Here is a 15,212-nt window from a genome sequence, read left to right on the forward strand (position 1 = left end):
GGCCTCAGTCCAGGCCGAGCTCGTCCTTCGAGAACGCGAAGAGGTACGGAACCCCGGCGCCCTCGGTGATCTTCTCGGCGGCTCCGGTGGCCCGGTCCACGATGGTCACGACGGCGACGACCTCGGCGCCGGCCTCGCGCACCGCCTGCACGGCCTCCAGCGGGGACCCGCCGGTCGTGGACGTGTCCTCGACGACGACCACCCGGCGGCCCTTGATCTCCGGGCCCTCGACGCGCTTCTGCATGCCGTGCGCCTTGGCGGCCTTGCGGACGACGAACGCGTCGAGGCGCTCGCCGCGGGCGGCCGACGCGTGCAGCATCGCGCCCGCGACCGGGTCGGCGCCCATGGTGAGGCCGCCGACCGCGTCGAACTCCAGGCCGTGCTCACCGACCAGGTCAAGGAGGACCTGGCCGACCAGCGGGGCGGCCTCGCCGTCGAGCGTGACGCGGCGCAGGTCGACGTAGTAGTCGGCCTCGATGCCGGAGGAGAGCGTCACCTTGCCGTGCACCACGGCCTTGTTCTTGATCTGCGTCAGCAGCGCGTCGCGCACGTCGTTCGTCGTCATGCCTACGAGCTTAGAGCCTGTGAACAAACCCCCGTCGTCCGCCCGAAGGGCGGGCGCTGCGGCGTCCGGTGCGTGCGATCGCAAGGCGCCGGAGCGTCCTAGTGGCGGAGCTACTCGGGCGGTTCGGCAACGCAGCGAGCGTGCGTGCCGGACGCCGCAGCGCAGACGGGAGTTTGTTCACAGGCTCTTAAGGGGGGCCGGTGGGGACGCGTTTTACAGGTGGCGCCAGGTCCAGGTGGTGCTGGCCTCCAGCGGCTCGACCGGGGTGACCAGGCGCGGCGCCGTGTTCAGGCCGTTGGGCGGGCCGGTCTGCGGTTCGACGCAGACGGCGGCGTCCTGCTCGTCGTAGACGACGACCCACTGCTCGGGGCTCTTCACCTCGACCTGGAGGGCGCCCGGCCAGTTCAGCGTGACGTCGACGCCGTCGGGCATCCCGAAGCAGTCGTCCCAGGGGCCGGGGATGGCCTCGATGCGCTTGCCGGTCGGCAGGTGGTCCGCGCCGCGCTCCTCCTGCCAGGCCGGGTCGAAGGCGATCTGCACGCTGCTGCCGCCGTCGGTGATCGTCCGGTTGAACCAGGGGTGCCAGCCGGCCTGCGCCGGGAACGAGTCGCCGTACGTCTCGATGCCCAGCGACAGGGTCAGCGAGTCCTCGGTGAGCGAGACGAGCTGCGTGACGCGTCCGCTGTACGGCCAGGGGTCGCCGAGGTCGTACGTGAAGGCGGCCTCGGTGCGGGTCTCGCGGGCGGTGGTCCACTCGGAGTTCCGGCCGAAGCCGTGGATGGCGTGGGGCGGGGAGTTCAGCGGCATCTGGTGGACGTGGCCGCCGTTGCGGAACTGCCCGTCCTTGATACGCCCGCACCACGGCACCATCGGGAAGCAGCCGTACTTCTCGCCCTGCCGCAGCAGCTCGGTGCCGGAGATCTTCAGACTGCTGATACGGCAGCCGTTGCCCGGCGCCACGGTCACTTCCGCGTCGCCCGCGGTCAGCGTCGTTTCCTGTGTCGTCACGGCTCCTGAGCCTAGGGCTTGTCGTTTGGATCAGGCCGGATCAGGGAGCGGGGCCTGGTGCGTGCGATCGCAAGGCGGAGGAGGGAGGCGACGCGGAGCGTCGTCGACCGACGACAACGCCGCGAGCGTGCGTGCCAGGCCCCGCGAGCCCGGCCTGATCCAAACGACAAGCCCTAAGGCCCTTCCGACGGATCGGGCTGGATACGGGGGCCGCAGCGGTCCGGTGCGGGCGAGCGGGCGCGACTCCGGCAGGATCCGTCGGAAGGGTCCAGGTCCTGGGCGGCGGACGGCTACCGGCGCCTGCGCAGGGCCCGGCCGACGACGATCGCCGAGGCGAGCGCGACGGCGGCCGCGGGGGCGGCCCAGCGCAGGGTGGCGCTGGTCGTGACGCCCTCGGGGGCGGGCACCGGCGCGTACCGGCCGCGCGGCGGCGCGTGGTCGACCTCCTCCGCGCTGCGGCCGATCATCGTGCGCCGGGCGTGCGCGGCGACCGGCTCCGCCGGGAGCTCGGACTCGTGGCCCGGCCCCGCGGCGGAGTCGGCATCGGGGTTGGGGTCGAGGGACGGCGGCGGAATCTCGGTGTCGAAGACGGAGGAGTGGTCGTGTTCCTCTTCGCGGACGCCGGAGTCGGCGGGGTCGCCATGGGCCGGGCCGCCGACCGGGCTGCTGCCGGATCCCTCGACGGTGTCGTCGACGGGCCCGGTGACGGGGCGCGGCTCCTCCCCGCCGACAGAGCCCACGCCGTCCGCACCATCGACGCCTTCCACGCCTTCCACGCTGCCCTCATCGCCCTCGTCGGGGTCCGAGCCCGGCTCCTGGCCGGTCGCGCCCAGGTTCTCCGCGAAACGGTTCAGCAGGCGATGGGCGGCCGCTGCCACGGCCTCGCGGGGCAGCTCCGCGACCCGGCCGTCGCCGGATCCCGTGCCGGAGAAGGTGACCGCGGAGCCGCCGGCCACCGCGGCGACCCGGGCTGTCAGGGCGAACTTCACGCCTCCCGCGCCGCGGGCCTCACTGCCGTCACCCGTCACGGCGAACGACCCGTCCGCCGACTGCGCCACGGTGACGCTGCCGCGGTACGTGATGGTGTGCCCGCCGATACGTACCTTCAGCCGGCCTCCGCCACCGGCGGCGTCGCGCTGGTACCCGGGCAGGGCCCGGTCGACGCGTTGGGAATCGCAGAGCACCGCCCGCAGGGACTCCGCCGGAACCGGAACGAACACCTCATGCTCCATGCCGCCGAGCCTAGCGACCCCATCGCTCACGTGTACCCCCTTCGCCGTCCGCCTTTCGACTTTCCCACGCACGACGAGGGCCCTGTGCCAGGGTGGGGGCGGCGGGTACCCGGGTCCCCGGGTGGACATGGCACCGCCGCCACCCACCCCGGGGAGCCGAAGCCCCCGGAGGGGGCGGGTGGGTGGGAGACGAGCCAGGCCCGGCGCAGCCGAAAGGCACGGCCCAGCGAAACGGCACCTCGGGCGCCGCCCCGGCACAGCCCCCACACCCCTGTCGCCGCACAACCCCGACCGCCGGCCCCACCCCCGGCCCAACGCCCCCCGCAACAACCCCGCCCGCCCCCGCTAATCGCGGAACCGCGGATGTACCAACGTCGACGGCTCGGATCCGGAGCCCGTCCGCACCATCCGCTCACCCGCCGGAGGCCCCGGCCGGACCCAGCCCGCCAGCACGAACCCCACACCCCCGTCGCCGCGATACGCCACCGCCCGCAACCCCGCGGAGCGCACCGTCGCGGCAGCCGTCCCCAGCGGCGCCGCGCCGCCGTCCACCCGCACCGCCACTCGCCCCCGGTCCGCGAGAACCCGCCCCACCAACCCGTAGAACTCCTGCGAGTACAGCTTCGTGCTCGCCGTGTTGCCGGGGTCGGGCAGATCGCACACCACCACGTCGTACGGCAACGCCCGCGGAGCGCTCCGCAGCCACGCGAACACGTCCCCCGTCACCACCCGCACCCGCGGATCCCCGAGCGCCCGCCCGTTCAGCTCGCTCAGCCCCGGATCGGTCCGGGCGAGACGCACCACCTCCGGATCGGGGTCGACGACGTCGACGCGCCGCACCCCCCGCGCCCGCAGCGCTTCGCGCGCGGCAAGCCCGTCGCCCCCGCCCAGGATCAGGACCCGCGCGCGCGGCCCGCCGTGCAGCGCGGGGCCGACGAACTGCCGGTAGGGGTGCCCGCGTTCACGCCCGTCGACCCGCAGCCGCCCGTCGAGGAAGAGCGACGCGGGGCGCCGCCCACCGCCCGTGAGCACGACCTCCTGCACCCCGGTCTGCACGGCGACCCGCACATCCGACCCGAACAGCGCGTGCCGCGCCGCCCGCTCGAAGTCGTCGACGAGCACCCAGGACGTGGCGAGCACACCGAGCACCGTGACGTTGGCGACGATCAGCAGCCACCGGGCCCGCCGGCTCAGGTCCCGCCGGAACAGCCCGAGGACGAGCACCGCCCCCGCCACCGCGTTGACCGCCCCCGTGAGCAGCGCCCCCGTCAACTGCCCGAGGAGGGGCAGCAGAAGGAAGGGGAACGCCAGGCCGCCCACCAGCGCCCCCACATAGTCCGCCGCGAACAGGTCGGCCACCGCCCCGCCCGCGTCCTGCCGCCGGATCCGCTGGATCAGCACCATCAGGAGCGGTACCTCCGCCCCGATCAGCACCCCGATGGCCAGCGAGAACGCGACGAGCAGCCAGCGCGGCCCGTCCGCCCAGGCCCCGCCCCAGTCCCCGGTCCACGCGAACACCGCGTACAGCGCCATGGCGCTGCACCCGCCGACGAGCGCGAGCAGCGCCTCGATCATCCCGAAGCCGACCGCGGCGCGCAGCCGCAGCCGCTTGGCGGCAAGCGAACCGAGGCCCATCGCGAAGACCATGACGGAGAGCACGACGGAGGCCTGGGTGACCGAGTCGCCCATCAAGTACGAGGCCAGCGCCACCAGTTCGAGCTCGTAGACCAGACCGCACGCCGCGCAGACGAAGACCCCGACGAGGACGAGGAAGCGGCCGGTGCCCGGCTTCACCGGGAGCGGGGCCCGGCCCTGACCACCCAAGGGCCTGTGGCCTGAGGTCGTCATGGGCGGGTGCGGTTCGATCACCCTGGAACGCTACGTCACCACATGACTCCGTCCAGTCACCCACACGTGTGGAACCGACGCACCGCAGGCATACCTGCGACCCGGCGCCCGCGGCCGCGAGCCGGGCTCACGGCCGCTACAGCGCGGCGGCCACCGGCATCCGCGCGCCCACCCGCGTACGGGTGGCGACCAACTGGCCGTCCTGCGGGTACGCGTGCCAGGTGCGCCAGTGCACCTGCCCCTCGTGCCGCTGGGCGAGCATCGCGGTGAAGGCGTGCGGGCTGCCTGGGAAGACGCCGGCGAGCCCGTTCGGGTGGTCGGCGACGAGCGCGAGCAACTCCTGCGCCCGTCCCGCGAATTGACCCGCTGTCAAATGCTCGACGCGGGCCGCGAATTCGTACTCCCAGTCGCCGAGGCGCTTCGCGACGCCCAGCGGGAGCGGCGTGCTGCTGCCGGGGATGCACGCCACGGTCTCGGAACAGGTGCCGCGCTCCTCCTCGAGCAGCACCTGGTGAGAGGCGCCGAGCAGCCTCAGCTGCAACCTGGCATCGTCGATGTCGAGGTCGAGCGTGGCGAGCGCGGGCAGGGGTTCCCGGCCGAGGGCCCAGGCCAGATCGGCCGCGCTCGTATCGGTGTAGGCGGTGTTCAGGGTCGTGAGCATGGGTCGGCTCCGCTAGCACGCAAAGGGAGGTGGGGCCGGCTGGATGAAAGGGACCGGCTCGTGCCCACGAGAACGCGATAACTACGTAGTACGAGGGCTGCGTTGACGGTTAAAGGGAATCATGGGGGGCGACGCCACCACAGCGTTTTTACCCAACTTCGGAGGGTTTCCATCCCCCCGAGGGCAGCACAGCTCAACTGTTCAACTTCCACGAGCATCTTTCGCGCCCGGCGCACAACCTGCGAGGGCACAACCGGACAAGCGTGCGGCCCACGCGGACCGACTGCCCCGTGTCAGTCGCCTCCGCGCGGGCCGCACGCCCGTTCACGGTGTGTCAGCTTCCGCCGCCCCCGCAGCCACCGCCACCACCGCACGACGAACCGCCGCCACAGGAGGAGCCGCCGCCGCACGAGTGGCCGTGATGCCCGCCGCCGGAGTCACCGGACGAGGAGCACCCGTAGGAACCGCCGCCGCTCGCGGCGCCGCCACCGGCCCACCAGCTGCCGCGGCCGGACCGGTTCTTCTTCAGTGAGGTACGTGGTGAACGGCCGCTGCCGCCCGCCCTGGCCGTTCCGAGCACGATGGCGACAACCAGCGCCACGAAGACCACGATGACGAACACGCTCATCACCGGCCCTCCTTTCTCTTCCCCCGTGTCCCCCGAGGGGCCGCCCCGTGCGGGCGTGACAGGGAAATGCCCCTGCCCGCTCCACGCCAAGCAGGAGTTGAGGAAGTCCAGAGGTTCGGCGCAGGATGGCCGCCATGACCTCCAGCGCACGCCCCCTGCTCAACCGCCGCCTCGCCGAGTTCGGGACCACGATCTTCGCCGAGATGTCCGCGCTCGCCGTGCGGACCGGCGCCATCAACCTCGGCCAGGGCTTCCCCGACACCGACGGCCCCGAGCAGGTGCGCGAGGCCGCCGTACGGGCGCTGCGCGAAGGGCACGGCAACCAGTACCCGCCCGGCCCCGGCATCCCCGAGCTGCGCACCGCGATCGCCGCCCACCAGCGGCGCCGCTACGGCATGGAGTTCGACCCCGACCGCGAGGTCCTGGTCACCGCGGGCGCCACCGAGGCCATCGCCGCCTCCCTCCTCGCCCTCGTCGAACCCGGCGACGAGGTGATCGCCTTCGAGCCGTACTACGACTCGTACGCGGCGAGCATCGCCCTCGCCGGCGGCACCCGCGTCCCCGTCACCCTGCGCCCCGACGGCGACCGCTTCCGCCTCGACCTCGACGAACTGCGCGCCGCGATCACCCCGCGCACCCGCCTCCTGCTCATCAACACCCCGCACAACCCCACCGGCACCGTCCTCAGTCGCGCCGAACTGACCGCCATCGCCGAACTCGCCGTCGAACGCGACCTCCTGGTCGTCACCGACGAGGTCTACGAACACCTCACCTACGGCGACGCCGAACACATCCCGCTCGCCACGCTCCCCGGCATGCGCGAGCGCACCGTCACCATCGGCTCCGCCGGCAAGACGTTCTCCTTCACCGGCTGGAAGGTCGGCTGGATCACCTCCACCCCCGAGCTCGTCACGGCGGTCCGCTCGGCGAAGCAGTTCCTGACCTACGTCTCCGCGGGCCCCTTCCAGTACGCGGTCGCGGAGGCCCTCGCCCTCCCGGACTCGTACTTCTCCGACTTCCGCGCCACGATGACGGCCAAGCGCGAACTGCTCGCCACCGGCCTGGAGGACGCCGGCTTCACCGTCTTCCGCCCCCAGGGCACCTACTTCATCACCACCGACATCCGCCCCCTCGGCTTCGACGACGGCTTCGCCTTCTGCCGCGCCCTGCCCGAACGCTGCGGCGTCGTCGCCGTCCCCAACGCCGTCTTCTACGACGACCGCACCGCCGGCGCCCCCTTCGTCCGCTTCGCGTTCTGCAAGCAGGACGAGGTCCTGAGCGAGGCGGCGGCGCGGCTCGCCAAGGTGCGCACCCGGTAGCGGAGCTCCCTGCGGCGGTTCCAGGCCGCTCGTTGCAGGCAGCCCGCGCCGACGGCCCCCGCGGCGGCGTGCTCGCCGACGGCGTCATGCTGGTGGTCCGCAAGGACGGCACCGCCCTCGCCTGGTCGGCCTCGACCTCGACCTCGACGACGGCACGGTGCGCTGGCGCGGCAGGGTGCACCTGCCCGAGCGCCCGGTACGGGGCGGCATCGCCCCCGAGCTGATGACCCAGGGACGCCACGGCCTCATCGGCCAGATCGACGGCGAACTGTTCCGCATCGACCCGAAGCCGGCCCGCTCGGGATCGTAGGAACGACGAGAGCCCGGTCGTCGCTCGACCGGGCTCTCACGCCGTGCTTCGCACACCGCTCAACGACTCACTCGGAGTCGTCCTCCGGCTTCTCCGCGGAGTCGACCTCGGCCTCCAGGCCGAGCTGCTCCACGAGCCACCGGTCGAACTCGATCGCGGCACGCACCCAGCTGACCGTCGACGACACGAAGTGCTCCAGCGAGACCCCGGTGCCGATCAGCATCTGCGCCTCGCCGATGAGGCGGACGGTGCCGTCGTCGTGGGTGTGGCTGTAGACCTTCGGCCACAGGGTGCGGCGGTTCCAGTCGTCGATCGACTCGAGCAGCTGCGGCTTGAGCTCGATGCCGTGCGGCCGGTCGTAGAACGTCCGCACCGAGAAGACCTGCTGGTCACCCTCGCCGCGGAACATGAAGTACGTACGGAACTCCTCCCACGGCGCCGCGAGGTCACCCTCCTCGTCGGTGACGTACTTGAGCTCCATCTGCTCCAGGAGCTGCTTGACCAGTTCCTGGTCGGGAACGACGGGACCGGCCGGTCCCGCGCCCTCCTGCGGGTCGGGCTGTCCCCCGAAGTTGGGAATCGAGGACGGGTCGATAGACAAGATTCCTGCTCCTGACACTGTGGTTTCGGCCCATCGTACGGACCGTCCCTTGCGGCCAAGGGTGCCCGGTGCGATGCCTTGGCGGTGCCAGCCTTGCATCTTTGGGCCGATTCTGAAATGTGCGCCGGTTGCGCGCCCCACGCCTGCCGGGACCCGTCCCCGGACGCCCTGCGAAAGGGCCACAGCTCCGCGGCCAGCCCCCCGCTCCTCCCTCAGCCCCGCGAGAAACGCCCGCGCCCCCACCTCCGGCTGCCCGACGACATGGTCGAGAGCGGGAACACGGCCGCCACGCTCGTCCGCGGGCAGCAGATGCGCGGGCAGATGGCCGAACAGTTCCTGTGCCTTCCGCTGCCCCCGCACGAAGTAGGTGATTCCGGCTTCCCTGAGCAGTTCGGCTCGGCTCGTCCAGCTCTCCAGCCTGTGCCAGCGCTGCCCGTAGGTCTCGCCGCAGGCACTCCTCGACCCACCGTGGCCTGATCACCGGCTCCTGCTCCAGAACGGTCAGGGCGCGCGATGTCTCGTCCAGCTTCCGCGTCAGCGCCGCGACGGCCGCCGGGTTCTCCGCGGTCGCGACAGCGGCGGCCAGATTGTCGACCGCCTTCCGCAGTTCCGTGATCGTCGCCGAACGGTCCCGGCCCGGCACCAGGGTGCGTTCCATGATGTCCCGGTCGCCCAGACGGTTCAGGAAGTCCGCCTCCACGTGCTCGTGCAACGCTCCCACCTGCCAGGACGCCGGCAGTTTGCAGCGCGGACCGTCCGCCGTGGTCCTGCAGTTGTAGTACGCGAGGCTGGATGTGCCGCCGCCCTTCAACTTGTTGCGCTGCACCCGTACCTGCAGGGGCGCGGCGCAGAAGCAGCGGACGACTCCAGCGAGCGGCGTCCCGGACGTCCTTCTCGTGGCCACCGACGTGGAGTCGAACATCACGCCTTTCGCCCGTACGGGCGACGAAGGCACCTGCACACGACTTCGCGCAGTTCCCGCTGTCAAAGAGCGGGAACTGCGCGAAGGGATCGCTCGGAGCTACAGCGTCTTCCCGGTGGCCGGGCCCACGATCAGACCGTCGCCGAACGCGTCGACGCGGACCGTGTCGCCGTCCTTGACCTCGCCGGAGAGGATCTCCTTGGCGAGGCGGTCGCCGATGGCGGTCTGGATCAGGCGGCGCAGGGGGCGGGCGCCGTAGGCCGGGTCGTTGCCCTCGTCGGCGAGCCAGGCCAGAGCCTCGTCGGTGATGTCGAGGGTGAGGCGGCGGTCGGCGAGGCGCTTCGCGAGGCGGCCCAGCTGGAGGTCGGCGATGCGTTGCAGCTCGGCCTTGTCCAGGGCCGAGAAGACGACCAGGTCGTCGAGGCGGTTGAGGAACTCGGGCTTGAAGGAGGCGCGGACCACTTCGAGGACCTGTTGCTTCTTCTCCTCCGCCGAGGTGAGGGGCTCGACCAGGTACTGGCTGCCCAGGTTCGACGTCAGGACCAGGATCGTGTTGCGGAAGTCGACCGTGCGGCCCTGGCCGTCGGTGAGGCGGCCGTCGTCGAGGACCTGGAGGAGGATGTCGAAGACCTCGGGGTGGGCCTTTTCGACCTCGTCCAGCAGCACCACCGAGTACGGGCGGCGGCGGACCGACTCGGTGAGCTGGCCGCCCTCCTCGTAGCCGACGTAGCCGGGAGGCGCGCCGACCAGGCGGGCGACGCTGTGCTTCTCGCTGTACTCCGACATGTCGATGCGGATCATGGCCCGCTCGTCGTCGAACAGGAAGTCGGCCAGGGCCTTCGCGAGTTCCGTCTTGCCCACGCCTGTCGGGCCCAGGAAGAGGAAGGAGCCCGTGGGGCGGTCGGGGTCGGCGATGCCCGCGCGGGTGCGGCGGACCGCGTCGGAGACCGCGCGGACCGCTTCGGTCTGGCCGATGAGGCGCTTGCCGAGTTCGTCCTCCATGCGCAGGAGCTTCTGGGTTTCCCCTTCGAGGAGGCGTCCTGCCGGGATGCCGGTCCAGGAGGCGACGACGTCGGCGATGTCGTCGGGGCCGACCTCCTCCTTGACCATGGTGTCCTTGGATGCTTCCTCCTCGGCCTCGGAGGCTTCCTCCAGGTCCCTTTCGAGGGTGGGGATCTCGCCGTAGAGGAGCTTGCTCGCGGTGTCGAAGTCGCCGTCGCGCTGGGCCCGTTCGGCCTGGCCGCGCAGTTCGTCGAGCTTCTCCTTCAGTTCACCGACGCGGTTGAGGGACTGCTTCTCCTTCTCCCAGCGTGCGGTGAGTCCGCGCAGTTCCTCCTCCTTGTCGGCGAGGTCGCGGCGGAGCTTGTCGAGGCGGTCGCGGGAGGCCGGGTCGGTCTCCTTGGCGAGGGCCATCTCCTCCATCTTCAACCGGTCGACCGAGCGCTGGAGTTCGTCGATCTCGACGGGCGAGGAGTCGATCTCCATGCGCAGGCGCGAGGCCGCCTCGTCGACGAGGTCGATGGCCTTGTCGGGGAGGAAGCGGGAGGTGATGTAGCGGTCGGAGAGGGTGGAGGCGGCGACGAGGGCGCTGTCGTTGATCTGCACCTTGTGGTGTGCCTCGTAGCGGCCCTTCAGGCCGCGGAGGATCGCGATGGAGTCCTCGACGCTCGGCTCCGCCACCAGGACCTGCTGGAAGCGGCGTTCCAGGGCCGGGTCCTTCTCGATGCGCTCGCGGTACTCGTCGAGGGTCGTGGCACCGACCATGCGCAGTTCGCCGCGGGCGAGCATCGGCTTGAGCATGTTGCCCGCGTCCATGGCGGAGTCGCCGCCGGCGCCCGCGCCGACGACGGTGTGCAGCTCGTCGATGAAGGTGATGATCTGGCCGTCGCTCTCCTTGATCTCGGAGAGGACGGTCTTGAGGCGTTCCTCGAACTCGCCGCGGTACTTGGCGCCGGCGACCATCGCGCCGAGGTCGAGCGAGACGAGCCGCTTGTCCTTGAGGGACTCGGGTACGTCGCCCTTGACGATGCGCTGGGCGAGGCCCTCGACGACGGCGGTCTTGCCGACGCCGGGTTCGCCGATGAGCACCGGGTTGTTCTTGGTGCGCCGGGACAGGACCTGGACGACGCGGCGGATCTCCTGGTCGCGGCCGATGACCGGGTCGAGCTTGCCCTCGCGGGCGGCGGCCGTGAAGTCCGTGCCGAACTTCTCCAGCGCCTTGTAGGACCCTTCGGGGTCGGGTGTGGTCACCCGGCGCCCTCCCCTGTTGTCTGTGAATGCCTCGGCCAGCTTCTTCGCGCCGGCCCCGTTCTGTGTGAGCACGTCGGCGGCGGCGCCGCCCTTGGCCGCGATGCCGATGAGCAGGTGTTCCGTGGAGAGGTAGTCGTCGCCGAGCTCCTTGGCGCGCTCGGACGCGTCGGCGATGACGGCGAGCAGTTCGCGGTTGGGCTGGGGCGGCGCGACGGTGGAGCCGGTCACGCTGGGCTGGGCGGCCAGGGCCCGCTCGGCGCCGGCCCGTACCTGTGCCTGGTCGGCGTCGACCGCGGCGAGGAGGTCGGTGATGTTCTCGTTGTCCTGGCCCTCGAGCAGGGCCAGGAGGAGGTGCACCGGGGTCAGATCCGGGTTGCCCCCGGACACGGCCCGGCTGCTTGCCGCGTTGATCGCGTCGCGGCTCCGGTTCGTCAGCTCGGCGTCCACGTGCCTGTTCTCCTCCGTCTGTGGCTGGGTGTCCCCTACGAAAACCCTGACTCGTCCAACGTGTACAAAGTTGAGTCTATTCCACTCAAGGTGGGTCGCGACAGCGCCCCGGGCCTGCGGGACGGGTTCCCCGTTCCCTGGGATAGGTTCCCGCTCATGGCCAAGCGCATCGACCTCGACGCCCCCGGTTCCGCGTTTCTCGACTTCTGGCGGGAGCGGCACCTGTGCACGCTGACGACACTGCGCGCGAACGACACGCCGCACGTGGTGCCGGTCGGGGTGACGTACGACGCCGAGGCGCGGGTCGCCCGGGTGATCACGGGCAAGGGCACCAGGAAGGCGGCGCACGTCGTCGAGGGCTCGGGGCGGGTCGCGGTGTGCCAGGTCGACGGCCGGTGGTGGGCGACGCTGGAGGGCGCGGCGACGGTGCGCACGGAGCCGGCGGAGGTCGCGGACGCGGAGCGCCGGTACGCCGAGCGCTACAAGTCGCCGCGGCCGAACCCGGACCGGGTGGTCATCGAGATCGCGGTGGACCGGGCGACGGCGAATCTCCCGAAGACCGACCGGGACGGGGCGTAGAACGACCGCAGCGGCGCCACCGTGTCAGGTGCACGGTGACGCCGCTGCAGGGGGGAAGCACCTGCGCGATCTACAACGACGGGGGCATCGCGTCAGGCACTGCGGGGGGTGGCTGTGGTGCTGGGGTGGGACTGGGAGGGCTCGGGTCCCGCCTCGCCGACCAGTTGATGGTCCCGCTGGTCGAGGTTGACGAAGATCATTCCGTATCGGACGACCGTACGTACCGGCTGTGGGGCTCCGCGCGGTCGGCGCAGACACCGGTAGGCCCTGATGTCGTCGCCCTCGCGGACCACGATGATGGGCTCTCCGAAGAGGGTGACCATGAGGGAGTCACCGTCGCTCGGAATCGCGGTCACGAGGTCGATGGTGTGCCAACCGGAGCGGTAGGCGATCGCCATCTCCCGGCGTAACGACCGGTCGTCGGGCGGAGTGATCATGCGCCTGCGTCCGTGGGCGCGGAGTTCCAGATCGCATCGGCGGGAAGTGCCTGGACGGTCGTGGGCGCCACGTTCCAGATCGCGTCCGCCTGAGCCGCGGGCGCGGAGTTCCAGATGGCGTCCATCGGGCCGATCGCGCCGAGGACCAGCCCGGCGGAAAAAGCGCCGGCAACAACGGCGCGAAGTATTCCCTTACGCATAGCGGGTCTCGTCCTCACTTCCATGGATTCTCTCCCCCGGCACTCCATGACGATGGCTCATTCGGCCACGCAAACACCACAGGGTCGATGCATCATGTTCCTGCACGTTCAGGACCCTGGGGGGTGGAGCTATGCCCAATACCGGCTCAAATCAGGCACATCCACACGCCATGACCGAGCTATGCGACGCCGGGAGGCACTTGTACGCGACAGCCCTGCGCTCAGGACGCATCGCGCGCAGCGAAATCTCCTCGGCCCCCTGCCTGCTGGACTTCGCTCTCCTGCATCCCGATCCTGACGACTCCGCCTGGCTCCGGCCGGTTCCGCCGACAGCGGCGCTCTCGCAACGACTGCATCCGCTCGAACGCGAGATACAGGAAAGAAGGGCTCTCGCGATCGAACTCACCGATGTCTTCGAGCCATTCCTGGCCATCAGTGCCCAGCGACAACCGACCACCCACTCCATCACGGTGCTCGAGGGCAAGGAGCGGATCAACACCGCCATCGAAGCGGCCCTCGCCGAGTGCAAATCCGAGATGCTCACCGTCCAGCCCGGAGGGGGCCGGGACGAGCACACGCTCACCAAGGCCCTGGAGATGGGCAGGGAGATCACCGATCGCGGCATCACGATGCGCACGCTCTACCAGCACACGGCGCGGCACAGTCACGGCACCCTCGCCTACGCGGAGGCCCTGGCCCAGGGAAACGTCGACATACGCACGCTCGAGGAGCTCATCGAGCGGCTGATCATCTTCGACCGGTCGGTCGCGTTCATTCCCGCGCGCGAAGACCGGCAGGCCGCCCTGGAGTTGCGCCACCCGGGTCTGGTCGAATATCTGGCCAATGTCTTCGAGCAGCTCTGGCAGCGCGCGGTCCCGCTGCTCGACGAAACCCCCTACGGGCCACCGACCGACGGCATCACGGGCGTCCAACGCTCCATAGCCAAACTCCTCGTCGAAGGCCATGTCGACGAGGCGATAGCCCGCCGGCTCGGTATGAACGTACGCACCTGTCGTGCCCACATAGCCAAACTCGCCGCCGCCCTCGGCAGCGGAAGCCGGGCCCAACTCGGCTATCTCATCGCGCAGTCCGGAATGCTCGAAACAGGCGCCCCCGCACCGAGCAGAGGGAGCGAGTCATGACCCTCAGGGCTCATTCGCACGACGTCGGCGAGGTGTGCGAGGCAGGCATGCGGCTCTACACCCGCGCCCTGCGCGAAGGCCGCGTACCGCGCGCGGACTCCGAGCCGGTTCCCTGCCTCGAAGCGCACGCGCTTCTCCGCCCGGACACCGGGGACCCCGGGTGGCTGCGACCGGTCCCGCCCGCGATCGCGCTGCCCCGGCTGCTGCGGGCCGTCGAGGAGAACATCGCCCTGCGCCGCAGCCAGGAGGCGAAACTGGCCGAGACCTTCGCCCCGCTGATGGCCCTGGACGCGGAGCGGGCGGCCGTCCCGGACGCCCCCATGATCACGGTCCTGCTCGGCTTCCAGCGCATCAACGACGCGATCGGCGAGGCCATGTCCACCTCGTCGACCGAGCTGCTCACCATCCAGCCGGGCGGCCACCGCCCGGCCCCCCTGCTCGCCTCGGCCCTGCCCAAGGAGCAGCAACTGCTGGCCCGTGGCTGTCGGATGCGCACGCTCTACCAGCACACGTCACGCCACTCGCAGGCCGTGCTCGCCCACTTCGAGCAGCTGGCCGGTGACGTGCAGGTCCGCACCCTCGACGAGGTGACCGAGCGCCTCATCATGCTGGACCGCACCGTCGCCTTCATCCCCGCGAACCAGGACCGCACGGTGGCCCTGGAGCTGCGGCATCCGGCGCTGATCTCCTATCTGGCGACCACGTTCGAGCGTCTGTGGCGGCTGGCCACGCCGATGTTCCCGCAGACGGCGGTCGAGGAGCCGGCCTCGGACGGCGTCACGACGCGGCAGCGCACCATCGCGACGCTGCTCATCGAGGGCCATACGGACGCGGTGATCGCGGAGCGGCTCGGCATGAACATCCGCACGGTCCGCGTGCACATCGCGAAGCTCGCGGCGACGCTGGGCAGCGAGAGCAGGGCGCAGCTGGGCTATCTGATCGGCCGGTCGGGCATCCTGGAGGATGCCGACTAGGGCTTGTCGTTTGGATCAGGCCGGATCAGGGAGCGGGGCCTGGTGCGTGCGATCGCAAGGCGGAGGAGGGAGGCGACGCGGAGCGTCGT

15 protein-coding genes are annotated in these 15,212 nt (G+C 71.0%); 5 read left to right on the forward strand and 10 right to left on the reverse strand.

What is annotated here, in order from left to right; genetic code table 11:
• Nucleotides 1-4: 4 nt before the first annotated feature.
• The 6 genes from pyrE to ACIA8D_RS39840 all read right to left on the reverse strand — a co-directional run bounded on the left by pyrE (nucleotide 5) and on the right by ACIA8D_RS39840 (nucleotide 5,942).
• Nucleotides 5-565 (reverse strand): orotate phosphoribosyltransferase, encoded by a 561-nt coding sequence (pyrE, locus tag ACIA8D_RS39815; RefSeq protein ID WP_399240058.1) that lies wholly within the window; start codon nucleotides 563-565, stop codon nucleotides 5-7.
• A 213-nt stretch (nucleotides 566-778) separates the two neighbouring features.
• Nucleotides 779-1,573, reverse strand: coding sequence for an aldose 1-epimerase (locus ACIA8D_RS39820; RefSeq protein ID WP_399240060.1), 795 nt, complete (start codon nucleotides 1,571-1,573; stop codon nucleotides 779-781).
• Nucleotides 1,574-1,863: 290 nt separating this feature from the next.
• The gene (locus ACIA8D_RS39825) at nucleotides 1,864-2,805 is read right to left on the reverse strand and encodes an SRPBCC family protein (RefSeq protein WP_399240062.1); all 942 of its coding nucleotides are present in this window, start codon (nucleotides 2,803-2,805) and stop codon (nucleotides 1,864-1,866) included.
• Nucleotides 2,806-3,150: 345 nt separating this feature from the next.
• Entirely contained in the window at nucleotides 3,151-4,674 is a 1,524-nt protein-coding gene (locus ACIA8D_RS39830) for a polyamine aminopropyltransferase (protein WP_399240064.1), read from the reverse strand.
• 115 nt (nucleotides 4,675-4,789) lie between these two features.
• Nucleotides 4,790-5,314: a DUF2617 family protein gene (locus ACIA8D_RS39835; RefSeq protein WP_399240066.1), complete on the reverse strand. Its 525-nt coding sequence runs from the start codon at nucleotides 5,312-5,314 to the stop codon at nucleotides 4,790-4,792.
• A gap of 334 nt (nucleotides 5,315-5,648) precedes the next feature.
• Complete coding sequence (locus tag ACIA8D_RS39840) at nucleotides 5,649-5,942, reverse strand: hypothetical protein (RefSeq protein ID WP_399240069.1); 294 nt, start codon at nucleotides 5,940-5,942, stop codon at nucleotides 5,649-5,651.
• 125 nt (nucleotides 5,943-6,067) lie between these two features.
• On the opposite strand from ACIA8D_RS39840, the gene ACIA8D_RS39845 reads away from it, so the two are divergent.
• Both ACIA8D_RS39845 and ACIA8D_RS39850 read left to right on the forward strand, forming a co-directional pair.
• Complete coding sequence (locus ACIA8D_RS39845; RefSeq protein ID WP_399240071.1) at nucleotides 6,068-7,261, forward strand: pyridoxal phosphate-dependent aminotransferase; 1,194 nt, start codon at nucleotides 6,068-6,070, stop codon at nucleotides 7,259-7,261.
• Between the two features lie 157 nt (nucleotides 7,262-7,418).
• Entirely contained in the window at nucleotides 7,419-7,571 is a 153-nt protein-coding gene (locus tag ACIA8D_RS39850; RefSeq protein WP_399240073.1) for a hypothetical protein, read from the forward strand.
• Nucleotides 7,572-7,638: 67 nt separating this feature from the next.
• Here the strand turns inward: ACIA8D_RS39850 and ACIA8D_RS39855 are convergent, their stop codons facing one another.
• The gene (locus ACIA8D_RS39855; RefSeq protein ID WP_399240075.1) at nucleotides 7,639-8,172 is read right to left on the reverse strand and encodes a YbjN domain-containing protein; all 534 of its coding nucleotides are present in this window, start codon (nucleotides 8,170-8,172) and stop codon (nucleotides 7,639-7,641) included.
• Nucleotides 8,173-9,193: 1,021 nt separating this feature from the next.
• On the reverse strand, nucleotides 9,194-11,791 hold the full coding sequence (gene clpB, locus ACIA8D_RS39860; RefSeq protein WP_399240077.1) for an ATP-dependent chaperone ClpB: 2,598 nt from the start codon (nucleotides 11,789-11,791) through the stop codon (nucleotides 9,194-9,196).
• A 156-nt stretch (nucleotides 11,792-11,947) separates the two neighbouring features.
• Here clpB and ACIA8D_RS39865 point away from each other — a divergent pair, with 156 nt between their 5' ends.
• A complete protein-coding gene (locus ACIA8D_RS39865) occupies nucleotides 11,948-12,370 on the forward strand; it encodes a pyridoxamine 5'-phosphate oxidase family protein (RefSeq protein ID WP_399240079.1) in 423 nt (140 codons plus the stop codon).
• Between the two features lie 92 nt (nucleotides 12,371-12,462).
• On the opposite strand, the gene ACIA8D_RS39870 is transcribed toward ACIA8D_RS39865, so the two are convergent.
• Together ACIA8D_RS39870 and ACIA8D_RS39875 are read right to left on the reverse strand one after the other, a co-directional pair.
• Nucleotides 12,463-12,807: a hypothetical protein gene (locus ACIA8D_RS39870; RefSeq protein WP_399240081.1), complete on the reverse strand. Its 345-nt coding sequence runs from the start codon at nucleotides 12,805-12,807 to the stop codon at nucleotides 12,463-12,465.
• Nucleotides 12,804-13,007, reverse strand: a complete 204-nt coding sequence (locus tag ACIA8D_RS39875) for a hypothetical protein (protein WP_399240083.1) — start codon at nucleotides 13,005-13,007, stop codon at nucleotides 12,804-12,806. The genes ACIA8D_RS39870 and ACIA8D_RS39875 overlap by 4 nt, the downstream gene beginning before the upstream one ends.
• 170 nt (nucleotides 13,008-13,177) lie before the next feature.
• Here ACIA8D_RS39875 and ACIA8D_RS39880 point away from each other — a divergent pair, with 170 nt between their 5' ends.
• Both ACIA8D_RS39880 and ACIA8D_RS39885 read left to right on the forward strand, forming a co-directional pair.
• A complete protein-coding gene (locus tag ACIA8D_RS39880) occupies nucleotides 13,178-14,149 on the forward strand; it encodes a helix-turn-helix transcriptional regulator (RefSeq protein ID WP_399240085.1) in 972 nt (323 codons plus the stop codon).
• Nucleotides 14,146-15,123, forward strand: a complete 978-nt coding sequence (locus tag ACIA8D_RS39885) for a LuxR C-terminal-related transcriptional regulator (protein WP_399240087.1) — start codon at nucleotides 14,146-14,148, stop codon at nucleotides 15,121-15,123. Before ACIA8D_RS39880 ends, ACIA8D_RS39885 begins: the two co-directional genes overlap by 4 nt.
• The last annotated feature ends 89 nt before the right edge of the window (nucleotides 15,124-15,212 follow it).

This window comes from Streptomyces sp. NPDC051684, from assembly GCF_044453445.1.
GTDB lineage: Bacteria > Actinomycetota > Actinomycetes > Streptomycetales > Streptomycetaceae > Streptomyces.

Coding starts and splice junctions, on each gene's coding strand:
- pyrE (WP_399240058.1), bottom strand. CDS start 565: ATGACGACGAACGACGTGCGCGACGCGCTGCTGACGCAGATCAAGAAC.
- ACIA8D_RS39825 (WP_399240062.1), bottom strand. CDS start 2,805: ATGGAGCATGAGGTGTTCGTTCCGGTTCCGGCGGAGTCCCTGCGGGCG.
- ACIA8D_RS39835 (WP_399240066.1), bottom strand. CDS start 5,314: ATGCTCACGACCCTGAACACCGCCTACACCGATACGAGCGCGGCCGAT.
- ACIA8D_RS39840 (WP_399240069.1), bottom strand. CDS start 5,942: ATGAGCGTGTTCGTCATCGTGGTCTTCGTGGCGCTGGTTGTCGCCATC.
- ACIA8D_RS39845 (WP_399240071.1), top strand. CDS start 6,068: ATGGCCGCCATGACCTCCAGCGCACGCCCCCTGCTCAACCGCCGCCTC.
- ACIA8D_RS39865 (WP_399240079.1), top strand. CDS start 11,948: ATGGCCAAGCGCATCGACCTCGACGCCCCCGGTTCCGCGTTTCTCGAC.
- ACIA8D_RS39870 (WP_399240081.1), bottom strand. CDS start 12,807: ATGATCACTCCGCCCGACGACCGGTCGTTACGCCGGGAGATGGCGATC.
- ACIA8D_RS39875 (WP_399240083.1), bottom strand. CDS start 13,007: ATGCGTAAGGGAATACTTCGCGCCGTTGTTGCCGGCGCTTTTTCCGCC.
- ACIA8D_RS39880 (WP_399240085.1), top strand. CDS start 13,178: ATGACCGAGCTATGCGACGCCGGGAGGCACTTGTACGCGACAGCCCTG.
- ACIA8D_RS39885 (WP_399240087.1), top strand. CDS start 14,146: ATGACCCTCAGGGCTCATTCGCACGACGTCGGCGAGGTGTGCGAGGCA.